Here is a 26,835-nt window from a genome sequence, read left to right on the forward strand (position 1 = left end):
GATGGGCGACTTGTTAAATTTTCTGAATATTCAACTCATATATTGAAAAATCCGAAAGCTCGTCAATGTGTATGCGAAATTCTACTGCATTCTCGGGACCCTTCAGGCTAACAGACCTCGAAAACACACCATCTTCTAACGATGAAATTTTCGTCTTTTCCAGTAAAATTGTTTCACCCATGTTTGAAACAATGTCCAAAGTCGCATCTCCAATGTTCATGATATTTCGAAGGGAGAACTCCACCAAGTGGTTGCCTGCGCTCATGTTGATATACGGACCGTAGGTAAGATAACCCGACGTACTATTCGTGACGATTCCACCATCGAATCGTTTGCCAACGCTCGTGGAAAGTTCGGTCGCAGAGAACTTTCTTTTTGTATCTACTCGCGCCGCGATGTCGGCAAGAAGCACGTTGGCTTGCCCGCCGGATTTCTGGGAGTATTCTAGGTACTTGGATCCAGCGTCATGCCATGAACATGCGAAGTGGTGGCAAAGACATGTGTTCTTTGTGTGTGCGTTTAACGTGAATGGCTCAGTTGTAACCGCACTTGGTGCGAGAGGCGAGAACCAATCTTGAGGGTAGATTTTAACGCCAGCGACAACGGTAGGTGTAGTTAGTCGAGGGGTTGTTCCCATGCCGTCTTTGTGGTGGCCGCGGTTGGTAAAAAACAGACCAACTAGTTGGGGCGCCCAAAAGTAAAAGCCCTTTTTGCGCCAAGCTACGAAGCTACCGAAATTTTCATAGACATTACACATGAACTGGCTTAGATCACTCATTGGCTTAGATGCCATTGAATGTGCTGTATACCAGCCGCCATTCATTTCATCGATCCCGATGAATGCTTCATGGTCAGTCGAGGATTCTAGCTCCTCAATGAGTTGATTAAATATTTCACCATTTACAAGTTCGACGTCGGCATCTAAATAAGTGCCGCCGTATTCTCGCAAGACGAACCATCTAAAATAATCAGTTAGGAAGGCATGATCCTTTTCCTCATATAGCTTTCTGACGTATGGATTAATATCCATTGGGAGGTTTGAGGCGTCCCAGTGCATTATCTTGTAGTCTGGAAGATGTTCCGCCCAAGTCTCTAGATACCTTTTAAATTGATCGGGCTTCCCATCGAAGCCAAAGTAGATGCGGTGCAGGATTTTTAGCGACCCTGCTGGTGACGCTCCACTATTTTGATGCTTCCAAATGTCAAACTCAACATCTTTAACTGTTATGTTGCTGACCCCGTTAATGGATAAAACCACTTCAATGTTATCAGTCGACACATCTGTGTTGAACATCGGTGAAACAATTGTTTGCTCGCCTGTCAGTGGAAGCAAGGTGCGTTTAATGGCCAATACATTTTTTCCAAGATCTGAAGTTACGCGCATTTCGGCCATTCCGGATGTCGCTGAACTGGTGAAATGCAGTTTTGCCACATACTGGTCGGCCGGTAGCGTGGCATAGGGTCCGTGAACGACGACGCCGTTTACACCTTCAACTTGAATGCCGTCTTCAGTTTGCCGACCAGCGTTGGTGCTCAACCAAGAAGCGTCAAATCGACGCGGAAATTTCAATGAAGTTTCAATGGCTGCTCTATATTCATCAAAGGTCTGAGCCTTTTCCCGTGCTTTATGGAGCTGTCGTTTTCCGGAGAAGTCGACATTTGAATTGGCGAACATGTGATAAACACAAGTTTTTGCAGTCTGATAATCGAGAGATTCACCGAGAAGTGTAAATTTCGGCGAAAAATAAGTCTGAGGGTAAACTTTAGACCGGAAAGAAACTGTCGGTTCTTCAATATTTTTGAAGAAGCCATCATCCTTTATATTAATTCCTTTATTTAGAAAAAATAAAGACATCAGTTGAGGCCCAATAAGTCCACGACGCTCACGCCACTCCCACAACTCGGGTAAATTCTGTTCATAAAGCGCCTTCATGAACAGGACTAGCTCTGATCCTTTTTTTGCACCTACAGTTTGTGCCGTGGGGTGTCCATTCGTTTTCTCTTCAACGCCAAAGAAATCGTCATATTCTGTAGAAGAGTAAAGATCCTCAATCAGGTTATGTAAAATTTTTCCATTCAATATCTCGCAGTCAGCGTCTAGATAAACGCCTCCATATTCGCTTAGAACTTTCCAGCGAAAATATTCGGAAAGGAATACTGGCGCATTTGCCGAAAATGCCGTGCTCGTCCAAGCATTTTCATGAACATTAAGGTTGCTCATGTTCCACTTCATGATTTTATAGTCAGGCATTTCCCGGGACCAAGATTCTAGATAATGCTCAAACGGGTCATGAAATGGGGCAAAGTTGTCGAAGTAGATTCTATGGAGAATTTTCGGATTTTTATGAGACATGGGCGGCACTTTCTTTTGTTGGTATGGGGTGTAGTATATTTTCTTGTAAATTTCTAGTTTTTATGAAATTTAAAGAGTCTGCTGAACTTCTGTCTGGTATTTTCTTTTGCTAATGTAATGCAAGCATCATACTTGTTCTGAAGTTCGGTTAATCTATTTTCAATAGTCGCGGTCTCTAATCTGGCTGCGCGCACTTCATTTGCATATGCATCTGAGGATTCTTTTAATTCCTCTAAGGCCAGGCTGGTCACGGCGAGTCGTTTGCGTACTGCGTCGCGCTCAGATGTTGTCAGTAATAATTTACTTATTGCGACCCCATATGTTGCGATCATATTCATCCATTTCGATTGAGCGCACTTGTACTTTCTTTCGATTACGGCCAGTTTTTCCGTCAGAATTGAGTTTGTTTCATTGAATCTATTGGCTTGCTGCTCAGCTATGTCAATCTGCTTGAGTTGATATTCAATTCTATCTTTGCTAGCTCTTAGTTCCGCTATGTAAAATTCTTCGGCTAGACTTGCTCGTTCGTTCAGTAAAATGTTTTCAGATTGTAGCTGGCTAATTTGGTCGTGGAGGGTGTCTCTGTGCTGCGCAACTTGTTTCGAGTTCCTTGTCAACTCGTCTTTTTCTAATTGTGCTTGGTGCGTGGCCTCAGTTAGTTGATTTCTGGCAACCTCTAACAAGCGTTGAGTATCACTTAGCGTGATTTTGGCAATGTTTAACTCATTGACCAGTCGGTCTTCAAGTTGCTTGCGTTCGGCTAATTTGGATTCTTCGGCTAAAATTACTCGTTCATTCAGTAGATTATTTTCTGATTTTTGCAGGTAAAGCTGCTCTATGAGGGCGTCTCTATGTAGAGAAACTTGCGCGAGCTGTGCTCCGCACTCAGCCATTTCTTCCTGCTCTAACCTTGCCTGGTGCTTTAAATTTTTTGCATCTGTAAGGAGCGCTGCATTTTCAGAGATCAGTGAAGTCAGGCGAACCTGAGAAATCATCGATTCATTGAGGGCTTTATCACGATCGGCTACGCTGGTAGTAATCTTTTTTTCAAAGTCCTCAATTGTCATTTTGGCAAGATTCAACTCATTCAGCAGCCGATCTCGATCATTAACGGCACTTGCCCATTCTGAGTGAATGCTGTCACGTTCGCAAATCGCGGTGTTGCGTTCGATGTCGAGTCGATTACGAATCTCAATTGTTGCGTGCCACTCTGACTTGACTGAATTGAATTCGGAAGTCAATGCAGCCAGCTGCTGCCGGAGATCTCTTCGTTCGCACGGCGCTCCACCTAATCCATTCAGCGAGTCGCAGGCGCGAAATTCAAACAGGCTTGACGCTTTTTTTATGTCCCAATCCTTGATATCTAGTAGCCATTTCGCCGGGCTCTGTGTTGTTAAGAATAGCTTCAATAATTTAGAAAAACGCTGAGGCTGTGCCATTAGCATGTCATGCCGATACGAGAATCTATTTGTAAGAAAGCAGAATGTGGAAACAGCTTCTTCAGTTGTTAGGGGTTTTACTTCGTTCAGCCGAGTGGGGTCATTTTCACACCAAGCGGAAAAAGGTGACTTTCCGGTAACTACGACTAGTTTGCCAAATAGCAATCCCGTCATTGCGCTTGTTGAGGAAATAGTCACCATGCCGTCTGCTACATCGAGCAGCGGCTCTGTAAGGCCTTGAGAGAATTGGTCTGGCAAAAACTTCAGGCGGTCCGTTGCGGCGCTTAGTGATCGCTCCATTTCGGTGCTAAGACGCTCGCCAGCGTGATATGTTGGGACTCCGATCCATCCGGGAGGCAGTGAACTGGCCCATGAATAGATTAGGTTCTCCATCTCTATTTTCTTGTATGCGCCCTCGTAGGTTACGGCGTCCATCGGTTGGGTCACAAGTAGTGCAATCCGCCCATGTTTTCGTAGATCATGCAGCGCGGCTTGTGCTGGCGCACAGCGGGGGTCAGCGCGACGCGTTTCAGCTCGAACTGCCTCTAAGAGTTGAGTCGCTTCGCGTCGGATCTTTGGCGTCAGTGCCAATGCCCGTATTTGCGCCGAGTAACATTCCAGCGTAGCGTACTGTTGGTGCCCTTCTGGGTCAATTGACGTACGGAGGAGATGACCCAGTCGTGGTAATGGAGCTTGTTCTATGAATAGCTGCTTAACTTCATCAAATGCAAACTTTGCAATTGCATTTTGAGCGGTCATTATTACGAGATCGGGTTTAAATTGCTGGCGAATCTGAACGAGCGCTATAAAAAATGGATCATCCTCGTCAGGTTTATTGAATAATGACTCAGCGTAATTTGTGCGTTGAAAGCCATGCTTCGACAGTAGCTCAAACGGATTTAATTTGAAAGTAACTGTTGTGCCTGAAGCGCTTAAATTTTGTAGTTCCCATTCTCGGCACACATCTGAATTCGCGGCTAGCGAAAATACTCCGCCCGAGGCTTCCGTGGCACGCATGAAGCACTCGACCCACATGAAATGGGCGGTGACCCCGACTGGCTGACTACGGAATATTGCTGGCTCGAGGAAAAAGAGTACTCGCATTTTCGCTTGACACTTTGTAGTTGTGGTTGGAGCGGTGAGGCAAATTTTTAACGCTGTGAACTGATGAATTTTTTGTTATTTTTTTTAGTTCAATATTTTGTAAGTTTTAAGGCAAGTCCGATTGCATTACTTTCTTGTTGGCTAGGTCGCGCTGGTCTTCGTGTGAATTCTTTGCCAGGTCAGCTCGGTACTTTAGTCGGTTGCATCTTGATTTCTTCTGGCCTGATCGTCAGATGGTTAAGAGTCGCCTTGGTTAGGTCGCCGATATACATGCGGACTTCCAGATCCCCACAAGGATTCGTTAGTGCGAAGGGTATCTTTGTGAGTTCGTCTTCCATTTCCATCGAGATGAAATCTTCGCGAGAAAGCACCTTAGTGCCATTGTTTACGGTAATCTCGACATAGCAGTCAGACTTGTTGCATAACAAATAGTTCCAGCCAAGTTCGACGACATACGTCCCTGCAGGCAACTGCAAGTAAGGGCCGAATAACAGGTAGCCCTGTACCTTGCTGCTATAGAGTTTGCTACCGCAGGGTTTGCCAACTGCAGATCGAAGCATGCGACTTGACCCAGCGAAATGGTAGTTGCGCACTGCATCCGGGCGCAGCAGCGCATGCTGCATCGCCACCAGTCGCGCGGCAAGGGGGCTGACGTCATGCGCAGCACGCCAGCGCTTTGCTCGTTGAACCATTTGGGATTCATTCGCGGTCTTCAGTGCGGCACTGATCCCTTGCGCGATGTCTTCGGGGCTCCTGCCTGGGAAACGATGCACCGCATCGCCGAGATCGTCAAAAATCTGGATCGGCGTTACGGCCACCGGCCGGGCTGTGGCCAAGCCATGGCGCACCGCGCCGCTGGCGGACTCGCCCGTGTCCTGGTAGGCAAAGACGAGCAGATCGGCCTCGATCATCAAGGTCGCAGCCTCGTCATCTGACAGGTACTCGCTGCGCAACTCGACAAAATCCTGCAACCCGCTGTCTGCGATACGGCGGCGCAGTTGCTTCACCAGTTGGATTGACACCGGATCTGGATACTCGGCATTGAGCATGCGTAGCCTGACCGGATTGCCTTGCTTGTGAAGCACCTTGATCGCGTCCAGCACTTCAGGCAGGCCTTTGTGCGGCAGGCAATAGCCAAAAGTGGCAATCAGTGGCAAGGTTAAGCCTGCCGAGGGTGCAATTTCCTTTGCAGTCTGCAATTGCCCATGACCCACTCGCCACAGCGGATGCGGAAACAGCGCAACATTGTCGACAAGCCCGAGCCGCTTCAAGCGGTTCAAATCGGATGTGGCATGCACCAGCACGCGTGCGCAGCGCCGCAGTGCGTCGGCCGCTGTAACGAGGCGCCAGTTGATATCCCATTCGGCCAGCGCGACCGGGTCACCGGTCGAATGCATCATGACGATGACCGTTCGGCCCGCATCAACCTGCCTGTGCAGGAACCCTGCAAACTGCTCTAGATTGAAGAAGCCGTAGTTGAACTGCACCACCAGGGTATTCAGGTCGTGCTCCGTGATGGCGGCGTCCAACAATTCGAACCTGTTGTTCTGTTTTTCAGACGCCCAGCAGCGATGAACGAAGTCTTCGTCAGTGCGGACTCTGCCGTCCTGGATAGGCGCGAGGATGGTGACCGCTTGATCCGAGGCTTCGAGGATGTGTCGGGCATACGAGGCGATGCCGCATTTGGTGTTCCAGGTGGTCACCCAGCCGGTGCGAGGCTGGCCGAGCCCTGCCTGACCTTGCGCCCATTGCCGGGTGGCGTTGACGGCTCTTGCCGTAACGTCTGTCCATTTGAAATGGCGCAGCAGTACATCGCGGCCGTGTTGAGCACGCCTGCTGCGCTCAGCTGCGGATGAGGCCTGCGCTCGGCGAAGCGCATCGCACAGGGAATCGTGATCGGGTTCAGCCCAGACCGAGCCATGCACGTTGAAATGAGTCTGCGCGGGCGTAAATGTGTAGTCCACCAGCCAGGAGTTCTCCTCTGAGCAGAAGTCCAACTGCCCACTCCATGCCGTTGTGATGACGGGCAGTCCGCTCAACATGGCCTCGGCCATAGGGAGGCCGAAGCCTTCGGCCCGACTGGGGGCCGCCAGTACGTGGCACTGCTGGTAGAGCGCTTTCAGATCGTTGTCCGACAGATCACCCTCGATCACATGGACGTCAGGGTACTGCGGGTTGGCTGCGCGGCACGCAGCCAACTGCTGGTGAATGTCGTTGTGCGGATTTGCGAAGGTCTTGATGATCAGTGAAACATCGTCTGCCTGGGAAAACACAGCACCAAAGGCTTTAAGCAATGCATCTGCGCCCTTGCGCGGGAAGCACGATGAAACGTGCAGCACGCGAAATCGCTTGCCTGGGAAGCTGACGTTGCTGGTTGCCACGACGCGCTCCCAGTGATCGACGCCGCAGCCCGAGGTCACCATGGGGACGCTCACGCCGTTGTCGATGAGCACCTTCTGCACATGCTCGGACAAGCATGTCAGGCCTTGCAAATGCTGGTTGAAGTTCTGCACCCACTCGGCCGGGAACCCGCTCTCCTCCCACGCATAGTGGTGCAATAGATTGAGCGGCGAGCCCATGTCGGAAACGCGAGGAGGGTACAGATTGCGGCTCGTCACGTGAGTGGCCGACTGCGGCATGCTGTCCAGACGGGCATGCATGGTGGCCAGATCTTGATTGGCGGCCAGGAAGTGGGGGTTGGCCGGGAAATCTCCAGGGCCTTCGGTGGAGTGCAGCGCAACCGTATGCCCGAGCGCCTTAAGTGCACGCGCCGTCTCGCGGTTGAGCAAGGCTAAGCTATAGGTGCTGTCGAACGGTCCTTCGACCCGCCAGGATAGTTTTCCCCCCCAGTTCGCCGATGCAGTCAACCTGGCGACTGTGTCGAGATTGCTGGCAAGGCAGTGGGCAACGCCGCGCAATTCTTGCTCGCTTGGGGCGGTATCGCGTTCCGGGCTGATCAGTGCATTGAGGATCAGTGCGCGGCGGGCGTTTGAATCGAGACCTGCTAATGGTTCGGCCGCCCGCTTGGCGGCCGTCAGCTCAAGTGCTCGCAGGGTGCGGGTCGCGCAGTCATCCCAACTGAAACGCCTTGACTGCTCCAGTGCATGGGCTTTCAGAGACGCATAGAACGCCGAGTCACTGAGGCAGCGTTGAATAGCTGCAGTGATGGCGGCGACGCTGTGGGGGTCGAACGTGGCATCTGCACGCCCAATGACTTCGGGAATGCTGGTGGTGTTCGAGCCGATCGTCGGTACGCCGAAATGCATAGCCTCCAGTGCCGGCAGTCCGAATCCTTCGTGTAGCGATGGAAAAACGAACAGGTGGCAACCCGCGTAGAGAGCCATCAACTCCTCGTCGCTGACGTGCCCGGTGACCACGAGACAACCTTGCTTTAATCCAAGTTTCTGGGCCAAGCCTTGCAGCTTCTCCAGGTCGGCAGGGCTGACCTTGCCTGCCAGCACCAGTTGATATTGCTTGCGCAGGGATAAGGGTAGGGCACTGAAGGCCTGGATCAGGCCTTCGAAGTTTTTACGAGGCTCGACATTGCCCGAATGCATCAAGTAAGGACGACTCAGCGCAAATTTTTCTCGACATGCCGTCATGACAAACGCCGACACCTGCGCGTCGACGAATATCTCGTCTGCAGCAGTGGAGATTGTCGTGACGCAAGAGGGCGGTACGCCAAGCAGTTCGACCGCTTCGGCCGCAGCAGACTCCGAAATGGCCAGCAAGCAGTCGGCTCGCCGAAGAGAATCCATCTTGTCGTAGTACCAGCGGGCTGCCGGCTCCCAACCGATATAGCGTTCAGGATCATGCAGGGGAATCAAGTCGTAGAGCACGGAGGCGACGACCGTCGGGCCCGGAATCCATCCGACCGACGTCACGGTGGCGTCCATCGCCCCCTCGACCATGCTGCTGATCAGCAATGCGTCGGGTGCCAGATCGGCAATCAGTGCTTCACGCAGCACGCAAGCGGCCTTGCGGCGCCAGGCGTTTTCGGGTCGCATTTCATCGACGGGGCCGATGGCCTCAAAGCCGATGATGCGTTCGGGCGGCAGGAGCTCACCCAGCAGTTTCCTCAGCGACCGAGTCTCCTCTACGAACATCTCGTTCAGCAGCACATAGAACTCATGCTCGCCGCAGTGCTTCAGCAAGGCTTTGGTCAGGGAAAGGGAGTAGCGGCCAATGCCGCGGTTCTTGCTGCCGTTCTGGCAGCCTTGCAGGTCGATCAGTATTCGCATGCGGCTTTGAGTCAGGTCTGGATGCCGGCGCGGCGGGACTGGGCTCGACGCAGGTCTTGATAGATGCGCTCGGCTTGCGCCGGTAGGATCCGGATGTGAATGCCGGGCGCAGCGCTCGGTGGGCTTTCTGTAGCCGAAGCTTGGTCGGTGCGCAGCGGCAATTGAGCCACGTCATGGCGCAGCGCGACGATCTCTGCATGGTTGGCAGCCAGCAGAGTCTCTAGGTTCTGGCTGATGCGGTAGAGCCGATTGTCGGTGGCGCGCAACTGGCGTTCCAACTGCTCAACCATCGAAACGTCAGGTCGCATCAGCAGTCGACGCAGGGCACGTTTCCAAGCTGGCATTGGGTGAGGGCGCACGCGTGCCACCAACTCCGCAAGGCCTTCGACGTTCGCGCTGTGTTGCCGCCCTTCTTGGGAGAGGGCAAGTTCAACAGTCAGTGCGCCACGCTCGGCACCTGTGCGGATCTGGCTGAGGTAGTTGGACAGGCCATCGGCATCAACTTCTCGTCCCAACACGCTGAGGTAGGCGGCTCTGACAAAGTTCTCGTCCTCCAGCGCGAGCAGGGCGCTCACCGAGTTGACGCGTCCTCCAGCCCTTGTTTTGCTTGCTTGCTCGCTCATGTCGGATGCTGCTTGGATTCTGTGATTGCTACTTGGTGAGCTGAATTGTGTTCAACACGGGATATGTGATAGAGAAGACCACGTTCAAGAACTTCTGAAATTCTGCAATGGGGGCGTTGCTGACATACAAAATGTCCTTGTTACTGATGGGAAAACTCTGCATGGCAAAGAAGCTGCTTGGATCCTTGACGTTCATGCGGTAGACAACCGGCACCATGCCGTCTGGAGTGCTCGCCACAGGCTGGCGGGGCCAGTCTAGTGCCGCTACGGGCTCAAAGCGGAATATGAAAACTGCCTGAGCATCTGAGCGTGAATCGATCAGACCACCAGCCCGGGCCAGAGCTTGGGCCAAACTGATGCCCTGTGTCTCAAATGCAATTTCCTCGTTTTTGCCAGTGGCACCGAGTGCAGTGAAGGACAAGGGCTGATAGCTGGCCGTCACAACATCGCCGGGCCGCAGCAGCACGTTTTGTGCCGGGTCGCGAATGATGGTATCCAACGGCAGGCTGTGAAACTGACGTTCGCGAGTCAGCTGGACGGTCACCTTGCTGACGGCCTGTTTGACGCCGCCGGCGGCAGCAATGGCGTCGAGCACTCGCTCACCGCTGGGCGTCAGGGGCAGGCGCAGGCTGTTCTGGACTTCGCCGACCACGGTGGCGGTGGACGATGCGTTGCGCACAATGCGGACAAGCACTTCCGGCTGGTTTGCCTTGCCTTTGAGTCGCTGTGCGATATCGGCTTCGAGCGATTGGGCCGATTTTCCGCTCGCCTGGATTCGCCCTGCGAACGGCACGGAAATCAAGCCCTCGCGATTGACCACCTGTTCTGGAAGAGTGGTTGCTCGACTGGAGCTTGGGGCGCGAACATCAATGCCACCGCCGCCAAACAAGGTGGCTGGCGGTGCTTCCCAGATGTTGACTTCGATGCTATCGCCCGGACCAATCAGTTGTGGCAAACGAATGTCGCCCAGAGCCTCGGAGAACAAGCGTGACTTCTTACCGTCGAGCAGTTTCCGCGCCACGGCTTCATCGACGTTGACGAGTTGGATAACGCCAGCCGCTGCTGGCGCTGAGGTCGCCTCCTCAACTTCTTTGTGGCTTGGGCCGATGGTTGGAAACTGGGCGCATGCACTTAACAGAAGCGCGCAAGTGGCGAGGGAAAGCGTTCGCTGGGAGGTGTGGAGGCTTGAGTACACGTAGGTGTGCTGAATCAGTTGGGTACGCCGGAGGATCCGGCGATGGAGCGGTAGTTTAACCAATTGCCACATCCCTCCGTTGGGTGGTGGGCCTTGTACAGCGAGGTATGCGCCTGTACGGCCGCTATCTCCACCCAGGAAGCAGCCTGAACTGAAGTTTAGGCGGCGCTCAGGACGTGTTGATCAGCGCGGCGTGCTGTCGACCCGCCTGCGTCGCACCAGATTTTTGTTCGTAGGGATTTGCGTGCGCCGTTTGCTACGCCTACGGTTCGGCTTCATTAGGGAGACTGCGTACACTAGCACCCTAATGACCCATCTACTGCTTTCCTTTCTCGTTTCTTTCCTTTTTAGTGCTCTTATCATTCGGGCCTCGCGGGACTGGGGGTATCAAGGGCGCGACTCGGATTTGTTCGGGCCGCAGAAATTTCATGTCATCGCTGTACCTCGAATCGGCGGCGTAGCCTTGTTTGCAGGCGTGCTGTGCGCGGTTGTCTACCCATGGTTGCATTTGGGATTGAGACAACCATCGGCAGGAATTCTGCTGATGTTCAGCGCTTTGCCGGCGTTCTTGGTTGGTCTGACAGAGGACTGCACAAAGAATGTCAAGCCTGTTTGGCGTTTGGTCGCCGCCGGCGTGTCGGCGGTATTGGCCATCGTCCTGCTCCAGGCGCAGATTTCCAGAGCGGACATTCCAGGTTTGGATTGGCTTTTGAGCACTTCACTGGGGGCCTTTGCCGCGACCGTTTTTACCGTGGCGGGTGTCGCCAATGCGGTCAATATCATTGATGGCTTCAATGGCTTGTCGTCCATGTGCGTCGGCCTCATGTTGCTGGCCTTCGCCTATGTGGCACATCAGGTGGGGGACACCGAACTCGTCTTGATTTCGCTCGCCGGCGTAGGCGCCATCATGGGGTTTTTTGTTTGGAACTACCCTGCGGGCCGCCTCTTCCTTGGCGATGGTGGCTCCTATTTTCTCGGCTTCTTTCTGGCTGAAGTGGGTGTCTTGTTGATCTCAAGGCACTCCGAGGTGTCACCGCTGTTTGCGCTGATGGTCTGTATTTATCCAGTGTTTGAAACCGTGTTCTCGATGTACCGCAGGCGTGTCTTGCGCGCCGTATCGGCTGGACAGCCGGATGGCATTCATTTGCACTCGCTTATCTATCGACGAATAATGCGATGGACTTTTGGCGCGCGGGATGCGCGTGCGATGACTCGGCGCAATTCGATGACGGCGCCATACTTGTGGACCCTGTGCGTTTCCTCCTTGGCGCCAGCCTTGCTGTTTTGGGATTCGACGCCAATGTTGCTCGCATGCATGCTGTTGTTTGGCGTCACTTATGTGGGTCTTTATTGGCGCATCGTCCGCTTCAGGACGCCGCGGTGGATGGTGTTTCGCGGCGATGTGATGGGGGGCAAAGTGCCGCCTGTTGTCGTCAAGGCTGCGGATAAACCCGAGTGAATACCGCGCATAGCGGATAATCTCAGGATGACCGAAACCCAAAACACGCCAGCCGCTCCCGAATCCACTCCGGCGCGTTTCGACACGCTGTCCCTCGACGCCAAGCTTTTGCGCGCCGTTGCCGACTCAGGATACGCCCTGATGACGCCCATTCAGGCCAAGGCGATCCCCATCGTTTTGGAAGGGCGCGATGTGATGGGTGCGGCTCAGACCGGCACCGGCAAGACGGCTGCGTTTTCTATCCCCTTGCTGCAGCGAATGTTGAAGCATGAGAATGCCAGCGCCTCGCCTGCGCGGCACCCAGTGCGTGCGCTGGTGCTGGCGCCAACGCGTGAGTTGGCCGACCAGGTCGCCAACAATATCAAGGCCTACGCGAAGCACACCAATCTGCGGGTGACCGTGGTGTTTGGCGGTATCGATATGAAGCCGCAGACGGCCATCCTGAAGGGCGGCGTCGAGGTTTTGATCGCCACGCCGGGCCGCTTGCTTGACCATATCGAGGCCAAAAACTGCGTGCTGAATCAGGTTGAGTACGTGGTGCTGGACGAGGCTGACCGCATGCTGGACATCGGCTTCCTGCCCGATCTACAGCGTATCTTGAGTTTTCTGCCGAAAGCGCGCCAGACCCTCCTTTTCTCGGCGACGTTCTCGCCCGAGATCAAGCGCCTGGCGCAAAGTTATTTGCAAGACCCCTTGTTGGTCGAAGTGGCGCGCCCGAACGCGACGGCCACGAATGTCGAGCAGGTGTTCTACAGCGTCACCGACGATGAAAAGCGCTTGGCCGTGACCCAGACCTTGCGTCAGCGCGGCATCAAGCAGGCAATTGTGTTTGTCAACTCGAAGCTCGGTGCGGCTCGCTTGGCGCGCTCCTTCGAGCGCGATGGCTTGCGCACTTCGGCGCTGCACGGCGACAAATCTCAGGACGAGCGCTTGAAGTCACTCGAAGCCTTCAAGGCCGGCGAGGTGGACATTTTGGTGGCGACGGATGTGGCGGCGCGTGGCTTGGACATCGCCGACCTGCCGGCGGTATTCAATTTTGATGTGCCCTTCAATGCGGAGGACTACGTTCACCGCATTGGGCGAACCGGTCGCGCCGGTGCTTCGGGTGTGGCGGTGACCTTGGTGACGCGTTCGGACGCGCGCTTGATGGCGGACCTTGAGAAATTGCTCAAGCGCACGATCGAGTTGTCGCCGATCGAGTTGGAAGACACGCGGCCGGGTGCTCGGCCCGAGAGGTCGGAGCGGCCCCAGCGTGCGCCACGCGAGTGGGATGCCCGCCCGGCCGGGGATGCGACTGCGCCTGTTGCCGCTCAGCGCTCAAGCTATCGGGCCCCGACCCCACCGCGCGATGCCTTCTTTGACAAGCCTTACGAGGCCAGCGCAAGTGCAGAGCTGCCGTCTTGGGACAAAGGTGCCGCCACCGTGGCGCCGCGCGGCTTGTCTGCGAATATCAGGCCTAAGCGCAAGGTCGCTGCGCTGTTTGGTGCCAAGCCTGCTGAGAGCGCGGTCGAGTCCTGAGCCGGAACTCAGGACTGCGCTGAACTCGCTTTAGCCGAGCAGCGCAAATACCGCCGGAATCTTGTCCGGCAATGACTCGCCCGAACTGCGCCATTGCTCCACCGTCGCGCTGCGCGTCCAGCCCTGTTCTAGGCTGAGGCCGCAGCTGATCGACAATTTGGTGTGCGGTTTCAACGTACTCAGCAAAGCCAGCAGCAAGGCCGAGTTTCGATAGGGCGTCTCAATCATCAGCTGAGTCTGTTGCTGGCGAGCGGACAAGGCCTCGAGCTCGCGGATTCGCGCGGCGCGTGCAGGCGCTTCGACCGGCAGATAGCCGACGAAGGCGAAGCTCTGTCCGTTCAAGCCGCTGGCCGACAAGGCCATTAACAAAGCGCTGGGCCCACTCAAGGGGATGACTTCGATATCCGCCTCATGGGCAGCTGCGACCAGCAAGGCGCCGGGGTCAGCCACGGCGGGCAGGCCAGCTTCAGAGATTAGGCCCAGGTCGTGGCCTGCCAAGGCTGGCGCGAGCAGGGCGTACCAAGCCTGGTTTTGCTGTGCGGCGTCGGCCATGCGGCCCTTGGGTGGGCGCGGCAACTCGGTGATCTGTAGGTTTTGCAGGGGCTGGGTCAGCGGCACCAAGGCGTCCACGCGCTTCAGGAAGGCGCGCGTCGTTTTTGCGCTCTCGGCAGCCCAATATTCCAGCCGCGCGGCGGTCTGGATGATGTGCATTGGCAACACTTGTTGCAGATCGACGGCAGCGGCTTCGACGCCGAAGTCCAAGGTATTCGGGACCAGATAGAGGCGGCCTTTTTTCATGCGTTTGCTCCGTTCTTAAGCGCAAGCAAAGGGTCCAGCCCGGCCTGGCGCAGCAATTGTGTTGTGCGAATCAAGGGTAGGCCTATCAAGGCCGTTGGGTCATCCGACTCAATCGCGGCGAGCAAGGCAATGCCCAGGCCCTCGGACTTGGCGCTGCCGGCGCAGTCATAGGGTTGTTCGGCGTGCAGATAATTTTCTATTTCTGCGAAGCTCAAATTTCTGAACTTGACGCGCACTGGCGCGACATCGCCGGCGTGGAAACCTGTCTCGGCGCAAACCACGGCCACAGCCGTGTGGAACACCACCTCCTGGCCCCTCATTGCCGTGAGCTGCTCGACTGCGCGCTGATGATCGCCTGGCTTGCCCATGGCGCGGCCATGGAGTTCGGCGACTTGGTCGGACCCGATGACGATGGCGTGAGGGTAAAGCTTGGCCACCGCCTGCGCTTTGGCCATGGCCAGTCGGGTCGCCAACTGCAGCGGGGTTTCGGCCGGCAGCGGGGACTCGTCCAGGTCGGGGGCAAAGACTTCAAAGGGCAAACGCAGGCGCTCCAGCAGTTCGCGTCGATAGCGTGAGCTGGAGCCGAGGATCAGGCTTCGGTGGGGGAGGGTGTCATTCATGGCGTGATTTTCGCATTGCCGTTGGTCAGTGCGCGCAGCTTGATCGCGTCGGCCTCTACACTTCAGGGATGAAAGAGCATTTGTTTTTCCCTGAACGATTGGATGTTGCGGCGTTTGCCCGCGACGCTGGGCAATTGAGTGGCGAGTTGCCTGCGGGTGGCTTGACGCGATTGGCCGACGCGGCGGCTGCAGAGGCGCCCGCTACGGCGTGGCCGACGGTCAAATGGTCGGTCACCGGCGAGCGGCGTGAGCCGCGCGGTGCGCAGGCTCAGGTCTGGCTGCATCTTGAGGCCTCGGCCGAAACTCAGATGACTTGCCAGCGCTGCTTGCGGCCGGTGAAGGAGCATGTCGAGTTTGACCGCTGGTTCCACTTTGTTCACGATGAGGCGGCGGCAGCGGCCATTGATGCCGAGACCGAAGAGGATGTCTTGGTCTTGTCGCGCAGCTTCGATTTGTTCGAGCTGATTGAGGATGAACTGCTCTTGTCGCTCCCCTTGGTGCCGCGCCATGAGCAATGCCCCGAACCGCTCACCCTGCCGCTTGATCAGCCGCTGACCGAGGCCGAGCAGGGTGCGGAGCGCCCTCATCCCTTTGCCGCGCTTGCGGCGCTGAAGAAGCAGGGGCCGGCCCAGTAGCTCCTTGGCGTTCGGCTAGGCCTACAGTGCACTGGAGTCAATAGTGCAAGCGGTTTCCTTGCGCAGACGCTTTGAAAAACCGTCTGCGCATGCTACAATCGCGGGCTTTCCCCGGTTCGAGAATCAAGATGGCATGTCGCAGGGATTGGCGGATGGCAAAAAGCTCAGCAAAAATGCGAGCCCAAAGTCAGCGTCAGTATTTGCAGGCAGCTGGCGCATGGTGCGCAGAAGCTCGTGACGCTTGAGTACATAGCAAAACTACTTAGCAAAACAACGCGGCTCCCGGGGAGTCAGGGCCGCAAGATCAGTGATGAACATCAGCCGTTCATTGCCGGGCGTGCTCTCAATCACCGGAGCCTTAGGAGAATTTCATGGCAGTTCAGCAAAACAAAAAGTCCCCATCCAAGCGCGGCATGCACAACTCGCATACTGCCCTGGCCACCCCAGGCACAGGCATTGAGCCTACAACGGGTGAAGTGCATCTGCGTCACCACATCAGCCCAACCGGCTTCTATCGTGGCCGCAAGGTCCTGAAGACCAAGGCTGACGCCTCCTAAGATTTCTGCTTGCGCACGGCTCTCGAGCGGTGCGTTGCTTTGATCTGCTATGGCTCACAAATCCCCGGCCTGTGCCTTGTTGCAGTGCCGGGTTTTTGTGTTTTTGTAGCGCAATTTGATTTGCATATATTGCCGAACTCACTCCTCGGCCCGTTTTGATGTCAACACTCGACCCAAGTCTGCCAAGCAAGCCTGTCGCTCAGTCGGCCGCGCCACTCGATGTTGTGCGCTTGGCGATCGACTGCATGGGTGGCGATCACGGCCCCTCGGTCACCTTGCCGGCGGCCAAGGCCTTCTTGGCCCTTCACCCGCATGCCGAATTGCTCTTGGTGGGCTTGCCCGAGGCCTTGAAGGAGGCTGCAAGCTGGCCGCGTTGCCGCATCGTGGCGGCGTCCGAGGTTGTGCAAATGGATGACACCGTCGAGGTGGCCTTGCGGCGCAAGAAGGATTCGTCGATGCGGGTGGCCATCAATCAGCTGAAGTCGGTTGATGGTGCGCCGCCACTGGCCGATGCCTGTGTGTCGGCCGGCAATACGGGTGCGCTGATGGCGGTCTCACGTTATTTGTTGAAGACGCTGGACGGCATCGACCGGCCGGCGATCGCCTCGGTGATGCCGACTCAAACCGGCGGCTACACCACCATGTTGGACCTGGGGGCGAATGTCGACTGCACGGCCGAGCATCTGCTGCAGTTTGCATTGATGGGCAGCGCCCTGGTGTCGGCGGTGGATGGCAAGGAAGAGCCCAAGGTTGGTTTGCTGAATATTGGTGAAGAAGTCATCAAGGGCAGTGAGACGATCAAGCGTGCGGGTGAATTGCTGCGGCAGGCCGGCGCCAGCGGTCAGCTGAACTTCATCGGTAATGTCGAAGGCAAAGATATTTTTACCGGCGAGGTGGACTTGGTGGTCTGCGATGGCTTTGTCGGCAATGTGGCCTTGAAGACCGCCGAGGGCTTGGCGACGATGATCATTTCCATCATTCGGCAGGAATTTGGGCGCAGTTGGCTGACGAAGGCCGCAGCTGTGCTGGCGATGCCGGTGCTGAAGCGCTTCAAGTCGCGGGTTGATCATCGCCGCTTCAACGGTGCAGCACTCTTGGGGCTGCGCGGCCTGGTGTTCAAGAGCCATGGCGCGGCCGATCAGTTGGCCTTCGGGACGGCCCTGAACCGGGCGTATGATGCCGCCCGCAATCGCCTACTCGACCGGGTGCACGATCGCATCATCGCAGCCTTGCAGGCTGCGCCTTCAGCGACCGAAGGTGTAACCGTCGGCACTGTAGATTCCGAAGACAAGGCGACCCAAGTCGTACAAGCTGCATGACATCAAGTACCCAGACCGTCCAACCATCTGCTTCCCGCCCTGCTGCTGGCATTCCTCGTTATGCACGCATCCTAGGCACCGGCAGCTACCTGCCGCCAAAACGCCTGAGCAATGCCGACTTGGTCGAGCAACTGGCTAAAGACGGCATCGAGACTTCAGATGAGTGGATTGTTGAGCGCACCGGCATCCGCGCGCGTCATTTCGCTGACGCTGGTGTCACGGCCAGCGACCTGGCGCTGCCTGCGGCCCAAGCGGCCTTGGCTGCTGCCGGCGTGGACGCCAGTGAGATTGACCTGATCATCGTCGCGACTTCTACGCCCGACATGATTTTTCCGTCCACCGCCTGCTTGCTGCAGGCCAAATTAGGCGTGGCAGGTGCGGCGGCGTTTGACGTGCAAGCGGTGTGCTCCGGTTTTGTCTATGCGCTGACGGTGGCCGACTCGATGATTCGCACCGGTGCGGCATCCAAGGCCTTGGTGATCGGCGCAGAAGTGTTTTCGCGCATTCTTGATTTCAAAGACCGCACCACCTGTGTCTTGTTCGGCGATGGCGCCGGTGCCGTGGTGCTAGGTGCCAGCGAGGTGCCTGGCATTCTGGCCTGTGAGTTGCACGCCGACGGCAGCCATGCCGGCATCCTTTGTGTCCCGGGTACGGTTGTCGGCGGCAAGGTTTTGGGCGATCCGCTGCTGAAGATGGACGGCCAAGCGGTGTTCAAGCTGGCGGTCGGTGTGCTGGAGAAAGTCGCGCGCGGCGTGCTTGAGAAAGCCGGCCGCCAGGCGTCCGATGTGGATTGGCTGATCCCGCATCAAGCCAATATCCGCATCATGCACAGCACCACCAAGAAGTTGAAATTGCCCTTGGACAAGCTGATCGTGACCGTTGATCAGCATGGCAATACCTCGGCGGCGTCCATCCCCTTGGCACTTGATGCGGCGGTGCGTGCTGGCAAGATCAAGGCCGGTGAGACGGTCATGCTGGAAGGCGTGGGTGGCGGCTTCACCTGGGGCGCCGTGCTGCTGGACTTCTAAGCGCGCGATCTGACTCTTACTGAATCAAAAATATGACGGCAAAATTCGCATTTGTTTTTCCCGGCCAAGGCTCGCAAGCGGTGGGCATGTTGGATGCTTGGGGTGATCACCCAGAGGTGGTGCGCACGCTGGCCGAGGCCTCGTCGGCCTTGGGTCAGGATATCGGTGCGTTGATTCATGCCGGCCCGAAAGAGCAGCTCGACCTGACCACCAACACGCAACCGGTGATGTTGACCGCAGCGATTGCTTGCTACCGAGCTTGGATTGCCGAAACGGGTTTGCAGCCGGCTTTTGCCGCAGGCCATTCATTGGGCGAGTACAGCGCCTTGGTGGCAGCCGGTGCCTTGAGCCTGAGCGAGGCCTTGCCCCTGGTGCGGTTTCGGGCGCAGGCCATGCAAGAGGCGGTGCCAGTCGGTGTTGGTGCGATGGCTGCTATTTTGGGGCTGGATGCGCAGGCGGTACGTGAAGGTTGCGCGGCAGCTGCCCTGGCGACAGGCGAGGCGGTAGAGGCAGCCAACTTCAATGACCCTAAGCAGACCGTGATTGCAGGCACCAAGGCCGGCGTGGACAAGGCCTGTGAGCTGCTCAAAGCAGCCGGAGCCAAGCGCGCCTTGCTCTTGTCCGTGTCGGCCCCGTTCCATTCCAGCCTGATGCGGCCAGCGGCCGAGGCCTTGAAGGCCAAGCTGGCAACCACCCAATTCGCGCCTCTGCAGTTCCCTGTCATCAACAACGTGGACGTGGCCATGGTGGCTGATGCCGACGGCCTGCGTGATGCGCTGTACCGCCAGGCTTTTGGTGCAGTGCGCTGGGTCGAACTGGTGCAGGCCTTGAAGGCGCAGGGTTTGACGCACATCATCGAATGCGGCCCAGGCAAGGTTTTGGCCGGCATGGTCAAGCGAATTGACAGTGAACTCATCGGCGCTTCGGTGCTGGACGCGGCCACGCTGGCCGAAGCACGCGCCTTGCTGGGCTGAAAGAAAGACATGACTGAAATTACCTCTGAAAAAGGCCAGGTCGCCCTGGTGACTGGCGCGAGCCGCGGCATTGGCCGCTCGATTGCAATGACTCTGGCCGAGCAGGGCTTTGTGGTCATCGGCACGGCCACCAGCGAAGCCGGCGCAGCAGCGATTGGCGAGGCGCTGACGCCTCTTGGTGGTCGCGGCTTGGTCTTGGATGTCAATGACGCGGCGGCGGTGGAAGCTGCTGTTGACGGCATTGTCAAAGCCCATGGCGGCCTTCAGGTCTTGGTCAATAACGCCGGAATTACGCGGGACACCTTGTCCATGCGCATGAAGGACGAGGACTGGGATGCGGTGCTCGATACCAATCTGAAGGCCGTTTTCCGCATGAGCCGCGCGGTGATGCGTACCATGATGAAGCAGCGTTTCGGCCGCATCATCAGCATCACTTCGGTGGTCGGTGCATCGGGTAACGCGGGCCAAGCCAACTACGCGGCCGCCAAGGCCGGCGTGGCCGGCATGACGCGCGCGCTGGCGCGCGAACTGGGAAGCCGCGGCATCACCGTCAATTGCGTAGCGCCTGGCTTCATCGCGACCGATATGACCGAAGTCTTGCCTGAGGCCCAAAAAGCCGCCTTGCTGGCGCAAATCCCGGTCGGCCGCTTGGGTGAACCCCGGGAAATCGCCGAGGCGGTTGCCTTCCTGGCATCACCCAAGGCAGCCTACATTACGGGTACCGAATTGCATGTCAACGGTGGCATGTACATGAGTTGATTTGAATTGAGGCGAGAGCATCCCGCTTTCGCCCACCGGATTTGCCCGGCCGGTGAGGGTTCTCTAGCGTGAAGAAATGCCAAGTTTTAGGCGAGTCACACTAGAGGCCTTAGAATCCCGGGCTGTTCCCAACAAACCCCCTCCTGGAGGAGTCATGAGCGATATCGAAGCACGTGTCAAAAAAATCATCGCCGAGCAACTCGGCGTGCCTGAAGCCGATGTGACCAATGAGAAGGCTTTCGTGGCTGATCTGGGCGCAGATTCCCTCGACACCGTGGAATTGGTGATGGCTCTCGAAGACGAGTTCGGCATCGAAATCCCCGATGAAGAAGCCGAAAAGATCACCAGCGTTCAGCTGGCGATTGATTACGCCGTCACGCACCAAAAGGCCTGAACAAGCCCTTGAGCTTGTCTGGCAGTCACTAACTAATCCCCTAATCGCATGAGCCGTCGTCGCGTTGTCATTACTGGACTTGGTCTGATCAGCCCCGTGGGTAACACGGTAGCTGAGGCCTGGAGCAATATCCTGGCCGGTCAGTCCGGTATTGACCGCATCACACATTTCGATGCCTCGGGCTTCTCCTGCCATATTGCAGGCGAGGTCAAGGGCTTCGATGTGACCGAATACATTTCGGCCAAAGATGCGCGCGCGATGGATACCTTCATCCACTACGGTATGGCTGCGTCCATCCAAGCGGTGCAGGATGCCGGCTTGCCGACCGGGGATCAGTTGACCGAAGAGCAGGCCGAGCGCATCGGCGTGTTGGTGGGTTCGGGTATCGGCGGCTTGCCGATGATCGAAGCCACCCACGGCGAACTGATGACGCGCGGCCCGCGTCGGGTCTCACCGTTTTTTGTGCCGGCCTCGATCATCAATATGATCTCGGGCCATGTCTCGATCAAGTACGGCTTTACCGGCCCCAACTTGGCCATCGTGACAGCGTGCACCACTGGTTTGCACGCCATTGGCGAGGCGGGCCGGATGATTGAATACGGTGACGTGGATGTGATGGTGGCCGGTGGTTCCGAGGCCACCATTTCGCCTTTGGGCCTCGGAGGCTTTGCCTCGGCGCGCGCTCTGTCGACGCGCAACGAGGATCCAAAGACCGCTTCCCGCCCATGGGACAAAGACCGCGATGGCTTTGTGCTGGGTGAGGGCGCCGGCGTGTTGGTGCTCGAAGAGTACGAGCATGCCAAAAAGCGCGGCGCCAAGATTTACGCCGAGCTGGTTGGTTTCGGCATGGGCTCTGACGCCTATCACATGACCGCCCCAAGTGTTGACGGTCCCAAGCGCTCGATGCGCGCGGCGCTGCGCAATGCCGGTTTGAATACCGATCAAATTCAATACATGAACGCCCACGGCACCTCGACGCCGCTGGGTGACTTGAACGAAACCAATGCCATCAAGCTGGCATTTGGTGCTGACGCCAGCAATCTGGTGATCAGCTCAACAAAATCGATGACTGGGCATCTGCTCGGCGGTGCCGGTGGCATCGAGTCGGTCTTCACGGTGCTGGCCTTGAAGAACCAGGTGGCACCTCCGACCATCAATATCTTCAATCAAGATCCCGCGTGCGATCTTGATTACTGTGCGAACGAAGCGCGGCCGATGAATATGGAATACGCTGCCAAGAATAATTTTGGCTTTGGCGGTACCAACGGCACCTTGATCTTCAAGCGCATCTGACGTTTGCCTGACGGGCTGCAGCAACTGCTGTTGCCGGCGCTGAGAGTCTGGGTTGCTCGAAGCCAGGAGGGCTTGGCCTTGAAACGCTCCGCTGCGCCCTTCCAACTGCAGACGCAGCCGCTGCCAGCGCTGCAGAGTCTGATGGCGGTGACTGGTTCGCTTGCCGTCTTGTCGCTGACCCTGGCTTTGGCGGCGCATTTCCCGGCGTTTTGGCCTTTGCTGGTGCTGTCGCCCTTGGGCGCTTTGCTTGCTTGGCGCTGCACAGCAATTGCGCCGCGGATGCTGCGCTGGGATGGGCAGCAGTGGCACTTGTACGAACGATCGCGCGGCTCGGAATCCTTCAGCCCAAGCCCTGATGAGCCGGCACCGGTGCATCTGACGGTGGTTTTCGATCTAGGCTTTGCCTTGCTTCTGCGCGTCGACCGCCGCCCCAATGGGTGGTCCGAGCCCACCTATCTGCCTTTGACGCGATCAACCCAGGGCCCGCAATGGGGGGCGCTGCGAGCCGTGCTTTACAGCGCGCGCCAAAGCCCGGGCTAACTTGGAGCCGCCCATGACTTTCGCTATGCTGCGTCTGCGCTGCCATCATGGTTGGCGCATTCATCAATTCAACAGTTAGCACTTTGAGTCAAGTCATGAAATTTCAGTCTGCTTATCGTCCACTGCGCCTCTCGCGTCTGATTCTGTCTGCTGTCGCGCTGTCACTGAGTTTGAGTCTGCTTCCCGGGCAGAGTCATGCGCAGGCAAGGGACTTGCCGGACTTCACCGAGTTGGTTGAACGTGTGGGCCCGGCGGTAGTCAATATCCGTACTTCGGAGCGTGCACGTGCTGCTGGGAATGCCGCTAACGGCATGTCCGAGATCGATGAACAAATGCAGGAATTTTTGCGCCGCTTCGGCATCCCGGTGCCGGGGCAGCGCCGGGCGCCGCCGCGCGGCGACAGGGGCAGCGACGGCAATGCCGATGAAGATCAGGCACCTCAGCGCCGCGGTGTCGGCTCCGGCTTCATCCTGAGTGCCGACGGCTATGTGATGACCAACGCCCATGTGGTGACTGGCGCCGATGAAGTCTGGGTCACGCTCACTGATAAGCGTGAATTCAAGGCCAAAGTGGTGGGCGCCGATCGCCGCTCCGATGTGGCGGTTTTGAAGATTGAGGCCAGCGGTTTGCCGGCAGTGAAGATCGGAGATGTGGGCCGCTTGAAGGTCGGCGAATGGGTGATGGCGATCGGCTCACCCTTTGGCTTCGATAACACCGTCACCGCTGGCATCGTCAGTGCCAAGGCGCGCGATACCGGTGACTTTTTGCCCTTGATCCAGACCGATGTGGCCATCAACCCGGGCAACTCGGGCGGCCCACTGCTGAATATGCGCGGCGAGGTGGTTGGGATCAACTCGCAGATCTACAGCCAGTCCGGCGGTTTCATGGGCATCTCTTTCGCCATCCCGATCGATGAGGCGGTTCGAGTGTCCGATCAGCTGCGCGGCAGCGGCCGGGTGGTGCGCGGCTATATCGGCGTGGCACCCGATGATTTGAGCAAGGAAGTGGCCGAGTCGATTGGGCTGGGCAAGGCCTCCGGTGCCTTGATTCGCAGCGTTACGGCGGGCGGCGCGGCGGACAAGGCCGGCATTGAAGGCGGCGACGTGATCACCAAGTTCGACGGCAAGGTGGTTGAAAAAGCAAGCGATCTGCGTCGCATCGTGGGTGGCTTGAAGCCGGGTAGCAAGGCGGTGGTGCAGGTATTCAGGCGCGGTGCAATGAAGGAGCTGAACCTCACCGTGGGTGAGATGCCCGACGACTCCAAGGCCCGCGCCGGTGAGGTCGAGCCCAAGCCGGCTGTGGGTGCGGTGGCGGCGCTTGGCTTGCAGGTCTCTGACTTGAGTGAGGCCCAAAGGCGGGACTTGAAGCTGCGCGCCGGCGTGCGGGTTGATGCGGCCAGCGGCGTTGCGGCTCGCGCCGGTTTGCGAGAAGGGGACTTGATTTTGGCCGTGGACAACACCGAAGTGAGCAGCGTCAAGCAATTCCAGACCCTGATGAGCAAGGCGGAAAAGGCCAAGCTGATCAATCTGCTGGTGCGCCGCGATGACGTGGTCAGCTTTGTTTTACTGCGCCCTGCGCGCTGATCGCTAGTTCAAAGGCCAAGGCGCCTTGGTGCAACGCGCCGGCTATGGCTGACTAGCCCTGCGGGTCTTTCCGCATCGTGAAGTCTTTTGCCTTGGCTGGAGCGCATTGATCAACTCGCAGATGCCGCCAGAATTGAGTAAATTCTGGCGCTTCGCTTGTTTGACTGGCCTTGGCCTGGTGTCATTGTTGACGCGGTCGGATAGAATGCGCGATTGCGAGGCATTATTTGCCTTGCTGGCGTTAGGCAACGCCGGATAGGTGTTTGAGGTGCGAAAGTTATCCACAAGATCACAGGATTTTCTTGTGATCATTCTGTGTATAACTTGTTGGTAACTCATTGTTGGTGAGCCGCAACGACCCCCTATCTGGCCTTAGCCGGGTGTCCAATTCGAGCCTTTTCGCTACAATGGATGCCCAGCATGCAGTTGCCAAACGTTTTGTTGGAAGGCGCGTCACCATTTCGACGTGCCTTTTTTTTATGTCCGGCACGCCGCTGACGCGGCTTCACATCGCTGCGCGATATGAGCCTTCCATGCAAGGGCTAAGCCCTTGTAGCCTCAGCGAGCTCTGCTTCCGATTAAAGCAATGAATCACATCCGCAATTTCTCCATCATCGCCCACATCGACCACGGCAAGAGCACGCTGGCGGATCGCATCATTCAGCGTTGCGGAGGGCTCGCCGATCGTGAGATGGAGGCGCAAGTGCTGGACTCGATGGACATCGAGCGTGAGCGCGGCATCACCATCAAGGCGCAGACCGCTGCGCTGCAATACAAGGCCAAGGACGGCAAGGTCTACAACCTGAATCTGATCGACACACCCGGCCATGTGGACTTCTCCTACGAGGTGAGTCGCTCGCTGTCGGCCTGCGAAGGCGCGCTTTTGGTGGTCGATGCCAGCCAGGGTGTTGAGGCACAGACGGTTGCGAACTGCTACACCGCACTGGAGTTGGGTGTCGAGGTCGTGCCCGTGCTCAACAAGATGGATCTGCCCAATGCGGATCCGGAAAACGCCAAAGAAGAAATTGAAGACGTCATCGGCATTGACGCCACCGACGCGATTCCTTGCAGCGCCAAAACAGGCATGGGCATTGATGAAATCATCGAAGCCGTGATTGCCCGCATGCCGCCGCCCAAGGGTGTGGTTGAAGCGCCGCTGCGCGCGATGATCATCGACTCTTGGTATGACGCCTATGTCGGCGTGGTGATGTTGGTGCGCGTCGTTGACGGCACGCTCAAGAAGGGCGAGCGCATCCGCATGATGGCCTCGAATGCGGTCTACCCGGCTGACAACCTGGGCGTGTTCTCGCCCAAGTCCGAGCCGCGTGAGCAGTTGAATGCGGGTGAAGTGGGTTTCGTCATCGCCGGCATCAAAGAGTTGCAGGCAGCCAAGGTCGGTGACACCATCACGGTCGACAAGAAGTTGCCGAACAATCTGGGCCCGGCCGAGCAGGCCTTGCCGGGTTTCAAGGAAATTCAGCCACAGGTGTTTGCCGGTCTGTACCCGACCGAGGCGAGCGAGTACGACCAGCTCCGCGACGCGCTGGAGAAGCTCAAGCTCAATGACTCCTCGCTGCGCTATGAGCCCGAGGTGTCGCAGGCGCTGGGCTTTGGCTTCCGCTGCGGCTTCTTGGGCCTGCTGCACATGGAAATCGTGCAGGAGCGCCTGGAGCGTGAATTCGATCAAGACCTGATCACCACGGCGCCTAGCGTTGTGTACGAAGTGATGCTGAATGACGGGACGGTGATCTCGGTCGAAAACCCATCCAAGATGCCCGAGCTGGGCCAGATCCAGGAGATCCGCGAGCCCATCGTGACCGTGCATCTCTACATGCCACAAGACTATGTCGGCCCGGTGATGACGCTGGCCAATCAAAAGCGCGGCAATCAGCTGAATATGGCCTATCACGGCCGTCAGGTGATGCTGACCTATGAGATGCCGCTGGCTGAGATCGTGCTGGATTTCTTCGATAAATTGAAGAGCGTGTCACGCGGCTATGCCTCGATGGACTATGAGTTCAAAGAGTACCGCGCGTCCGATGTGGTCAAGGTGGATATCTTGATCAACGGCGACCGGGTCGATGCGCTGTCCATCATCGTGCACCGGGTGCAGAGCCAGTTCCGTGGTCGCGGTGTGGCGGCCAAGATGCGTGAGCATATTCCACGCCAGATGTATGACGTGATCATTCAGGCGGCGATCGGCTCCAACATCATTGCGCGCGAGAACATCAAGGCGATGCGCAAGAACGTGCTGGCAAAATGCTATGGCGGTGACGTGTCGCGTAAGCGCAAGCTGCTCGAGAAGCAAAAGGCCGGCAAGAAGCGCATGAAGCAAATCGGCTCCGTCGAGGTGCCGCAGGAAGCGTTCCTGGCCATTCTGCAAGTTGACGATTAATCGAACGA

General features: G+C 57.0%; 20 protein-coding genes. 13 read left to right on the forward strand and 7 right to left on the reverse strand.

From position 1 onward, the window contains the following. Positions 1–13 precede the first annotated feature (13 nt). The 5 genes from PRZ03_RS14250 to PRZ03_RS14270 form a co-directional block, all read right to left on the reverse strand. A complete protein-coding gene (locus PRZ03_RS14250; protein ID WP_273600916.1) occupies positions 14–2,353 on the reverse strand; it encodes a glycosyltransferase family 32 protein in 2,340 nt (779 codons plus the stop codon). A 53-nt stretch (positions 2,354–2,406) separates the two neighbouring features. After that, the gene (locus tag PRZ03_RS14255) at positions 2,407–4,809 is read right to left on the reverse strand and encodes a hypothetical protein (protein WP_273600917.1); all 2,403 of its coding nucleotides are present in this window, start codon (positions 4,807–4,809) and stop codon (positions 2,407–2,409) included. 266 nt (positions 4,810–5,075) lie between these two features. Then, a complete protein-coding gene (locus PRZ03_RS14260; RefSeq protein ID WP_273600918.1) occupies positions 5,076–9,137 on the reverse strand; it encodes a glycosyltransferase in 4,062 nt (1,353 codons plus the stop codon). A gap of 11 nt (positions 9,138–9,148) precedes the next feature. Continuing rightward, entirely contained in the window at positions 9,149–9,760 is a 612-nt protein-coding gene (locus tag PRZ03_RS14265; protein WP_273600919.1) for a DUF4214 domain-containing protein, read from the reverse strand. A 28-nt stretch (positions 9,761–9,788) separates the two neighbouring features. Further along, on the reverse strand, positions 9,789–11,027 hold the full coding sequence (locus tag PRZ03_RS14270) for a polysaccharide biosynthesis/export family protein (RefSeq protein WP_273600920.1): 1,239 nt from the start codon (positions 11,025–11,027) through the stop codon (positions 9,789–9,791). 235 nt (positions 11,028–11,262) lie between these two features. On the opposite strand from PRZ03_RS14270, the gene PRZ03_RS14275 reads away from it, so the two are divergent. Both PRZ03_RS14275 and PRZ03_RS14280 read left to right on the forward strand, forming a co-directional pair. Beyond that, a complete protein-coding gene (locus PRZ03_RS14275) occupies positions 11,263–12,414 on the forward strand; it encodes an MraY family glycosyltransferase (protein ID WP_273600921.1) in 1,152 nt (383 codons plus the stop codon). 27 nt (positions 12,415–12,441) lie between these two features. Then, entirely contained in the window at positions 12,442–13,932 is a 1,491-nt protein-coding gene (locus PRZ03_RS14280; RefSeq protein WP_273600922.1) for a DEAD/DEAH box helicase, read from the forward strand. 30 nt (positions 13,933–13,962) lie between these two features. On the opposite strand, the gene PRZ03_RS14285 is transcribed toward PRZ03_RS14280, so the two are convergent. Together PRZ03_RS14285 and PRZ03_RS14290 are read right to left on the reverse strand one after the other, a co-directional pair. After that, a complete protein-coding gene (locus PRZ03_RS14285) occupies positions 13,963–14,730 on the reverse strand; it encodes an SAM-dependent methyltransferase (protein WP_273600923.1) in 768 nt (255 codons plus the stop codon). After that, positions 14,727–15,350: a Maf family nucleotide pyrophosphatase gene (locus PRZ03_RS14290; RefSeq protein ID WP_273600924.1), complete on the reverse strand. Its 624-nt coding sequence runs from the start codon at positions 15,348–15,350 to the stop codon at positions 14,727–14,729. Before PRZ03_RS14290 ends, PRZ03_RS14285 begins: the two co-directional genes overlap by 4 nt. Before the next feature lie 68 nt (positions 15,351–15,418). Here PRZ03_RS14290 and PRZ03_RS14295 point away from each other — a divergent pair, with 68 nt between their 5' ends. The 11 genes from PRZ03_RS14295 (at position 15,419) to lepA (ending at position 26,827) form a co-directional block, all read left to right on the forward strand. After that, complete coding sequence (locus tag PRZ03_RS14295) at positions 15,419–15,985, forward strand: YceD family protein (RefSeq protein ID WP_273600925.1); 567 nt, start codon at positions 15,419–15,421, stop codon at positions 15,983–15,985. A 371-nt stretch (positions 15,986–16,356) separates the two neighbouring features. Then, positions 16,357–16,542: a 50S ribosomal protein L32 gene (rpmF, locus tag PRZ03_RS14300; protein WP_263531618.1), complete on the forward strand. Its 186-nt coding sequence runs from the start codon at positions 16,357–16,359 to the stop codon at positions 16,540–16,542. Between the two features lie 224 nt (positions 16,543–16,766). Continuing rightward, entirely contained in the window at positions 16,767–17,861 is a 1,095-nt protein-coding gene (gene plsX / locus PRZ03_RS14305; RefSeq protein ID WP_409993967.1) for a phosphate acyltransferase PlsX, read from the forward strand. Between the two features lie 50 nt (positions 17,862–17,911). Continuing rightward, the gene (locus tag PRZ03_RS14310; protein WP_273601034.1) at positions 17,912–18,889 is read left to right on the forward strand and encodes a beta-ketoacyl-ACP synthase III; all 978 of its coding nucleotides are present in this window, start codon (positions 17,912–17,914) and stop codon (positions 18,887–18,889) included. A gap of 32 nt (positions 18,890–18,921) precedes the next feature. Next, positions 18,922–19,863 carry an ACP S-malonyltransferase gene (gene fabD, locus PRZ03_RS14315; protein WP_273600926.1) on the forward strand — a complete coding sequence of 314 codons (942 nt, stop codon included), beginning with the start codon at positions 18,922–18,924 and terminating at the stop codon, positions 19,861–19,863. Positions 19,864–19,872: 9 nt separating this feature from the next. Continuing rightward, positions 19,873–20,622 carry a 3-oxoacyl-ACP reductase FabG gene (gene fabG / locus PRZ03_RS14320; RefSeq protein ID WP_273600927.1) on the forward strand — a complete coding sequence of 250 codons (750 nt, stop codon included), beginning with the start codon at positions 19,873–19,875 and terminating at the stop codon, positions 20,620–20,622. 154 nt (positions 20,623–20,776) lie between these two features. Further along, entirely contained in the window at positions 20,777–21,016 is a 240-nt protein-coding gene (gene acpP / locus PRZ03_RS14325; RefSeq protein WP_263531622.1) for an acyl carrier protein, read from the forward strand. Positions 21,017–21,064: 48 nt separating this feature from the next. After that, the gene (gene fabF / locus PRZ03_RS14330; protein ID WP_263531623.1) at positions 21,065–22,309 is read left to right on the forward strand and encodes a beta-ketoacyl-ACP synthase II; all 1,245 of its coding nucleotides are present in this window, start codon (positions 21,065–21,067) and stop codon (positions 22,307–22,309) included. A 78-nt stretch (positions 22,310–22,387) separates the two neighbouring features. Further along, positions 22,388–22,849 (forward strand): hypothetical protein, encoded by a 462-nt coding sequence (locus tag PRZ03_RS14335; RefSeq protein ID WP_273600929.1) that lies wholly within the window; start codon positions 22,388–22,390, stop codon positions 22,847–22,849. A 95-nt stretch (positions 22,850–22,944) separates the two neighbouring features. After that, entirely contained in the window at positions 22,945–24,432 is a 1,488-nt protein-coding gene (locus PRZ03_RS14340; RefSeq protein ID WP_273600930.1) for a Do family serine endopeptidase, read from the forward strand. Between the two features lie 586 nt (positions 24,433–25,018). Beyond that, positions 25,019–26,827 (forward strand): translation elongation factor 4, encoded by a 1,809-nt coding sequence (gene lepA / locus PRZ03_RS14345; RefSeq protein WP_273600931.1) that lies wholly within the window; start codon positions 25,019–25,021, stop codon positions 26,825–26,827. Positions 26,828–26,835: the final 8 nt, after the last annotated feature.

This window comes from Roseateles albus (genome assembly GCF_028595345.1).
Classification (GTDB): Bacteria; Pseudomonadota; Gammaproteobacteria; order Burkholderiales; family Burkholderiaceae_C; genus Paucibacter_A; species Paucibacter_A albus.

Bases quoted from the DNA above. Each gene is read 5' to 3' on its own strand.
- PRZ03_RS14250 (WP_273600916.1), bottom strand. From the start codon at position 2,353: ATGTCTCATAAAAATCCGAAAATTCTCCATAGAATCTACTTCGACAAC.
- PRZ03_RS14255 (WP_273600917.1), bottom strand. From the start codon at position 4,809: ATGCGTGCCACGGAAGCCTCGGGCGGAGTATTTTCGCTAGCCGCGAAT.
- PRZ03_RS14260 (WP_273600918.1), bottom strand. From the start codon at position 9,137: ATGCGAATACTGATCGACCTGCAAGGCTGCCAGAACGGCAGCAAGAAC.
- PRZ03_RS14265 (WP_273600919.1), bottom strand. From the start codon at position 9,760: ATGAGCGAGCAAGCAAGCAAAACAAGGGCTGGAGGACGCGTCAACTCG.
- PRZ03_RS14270 (WP_273600920.1), bottom strand. From the start codon at position 11,027: ATGTGGCAATTGGTTAAACTACCGCTCCATCGCCGGATCCTCCGGCGT.
- PRZ03_RS14275 (WP_273600921.1), top strand. From the start codon at position 11,263: ATGACCCATCTACTGCTTTCCTTTCTCGTTTCTTTCCTTTTTAGTGCT.
- PRZ03_RS14280 (WP_273600922.1), top strand. From the start codon at position 12,442: ATGACCGAAACCCAAAACACGCCAGCCGCTCCCGAATCCACTCCGGCG.
- PRZ03_RS14285 (WP_273600923.1), bottom strand. From the start codon at position 14,730: ATGAAAAAAGGCCGCCTCTATCTGGTCCCGAATACCTTGGACTTCGGC.
- PRZ03_RS14290 (WP_273600924.1), bottom strand. From the start codon at position 15,350: ATGAATGACACCCTCCCCCACCGAAGCCTGATCCTCGGCTCCAGCTCA.
- PRZ03_RS14295 (WP_273600925.1), top strand. From the start codon at position 15,419: ATGAAAGAGCATTTGTTTTTCCCTGAACGATTGGATGTTGCGGCGTTT.
- rpmF (WP_263531618.1), top strand. From the start codon at position 16,357: ATGGCAGTTCAGCAAAACAAAAAGTCCCCATCCAAGCGCGGCATGCAC.
- fabD (WP_273600926.1), top strand. From the start codon at position 18,922: ATGACGGCAAAATTCGCATTTGTTTTTCCCGGCCAAGGCTCGCAAGCG.
- fabG (WP_273600927.1), top strand. From the start codon at position 19,873: ATGACTGAAATTACCTCTGAAAAAGGCCAGGTCGCCCTGGTGACTGGC.
- acpP (WP_263531622.1), top strand. From the start codon at position 20,777: ATGAGCGATATCGAAGCACGTGTCAAAAAAATCATCGCCGAGCAACTC.
- fabF (WP_263531623.1), top strand. From the start codon at position 21,065: ATGAGCCGTCGTCGCGTTGTCATTACTGGACTTGGTCTGATCAGCCCC.
- PRZ03_RS14340 (WP_273600930.1), top strand. From the start codon at position 22,945: ATGAAATTTCAGTCTGCTTATCGTCCACTGCGCCTCTCGCGTCTGATT.
- lepA (WP_273600931.1), top strand. From the start codon at position 25,019: ATGAATCACATCCGCAATTTCTCCATCATCGCCCACATCGACCACGGC.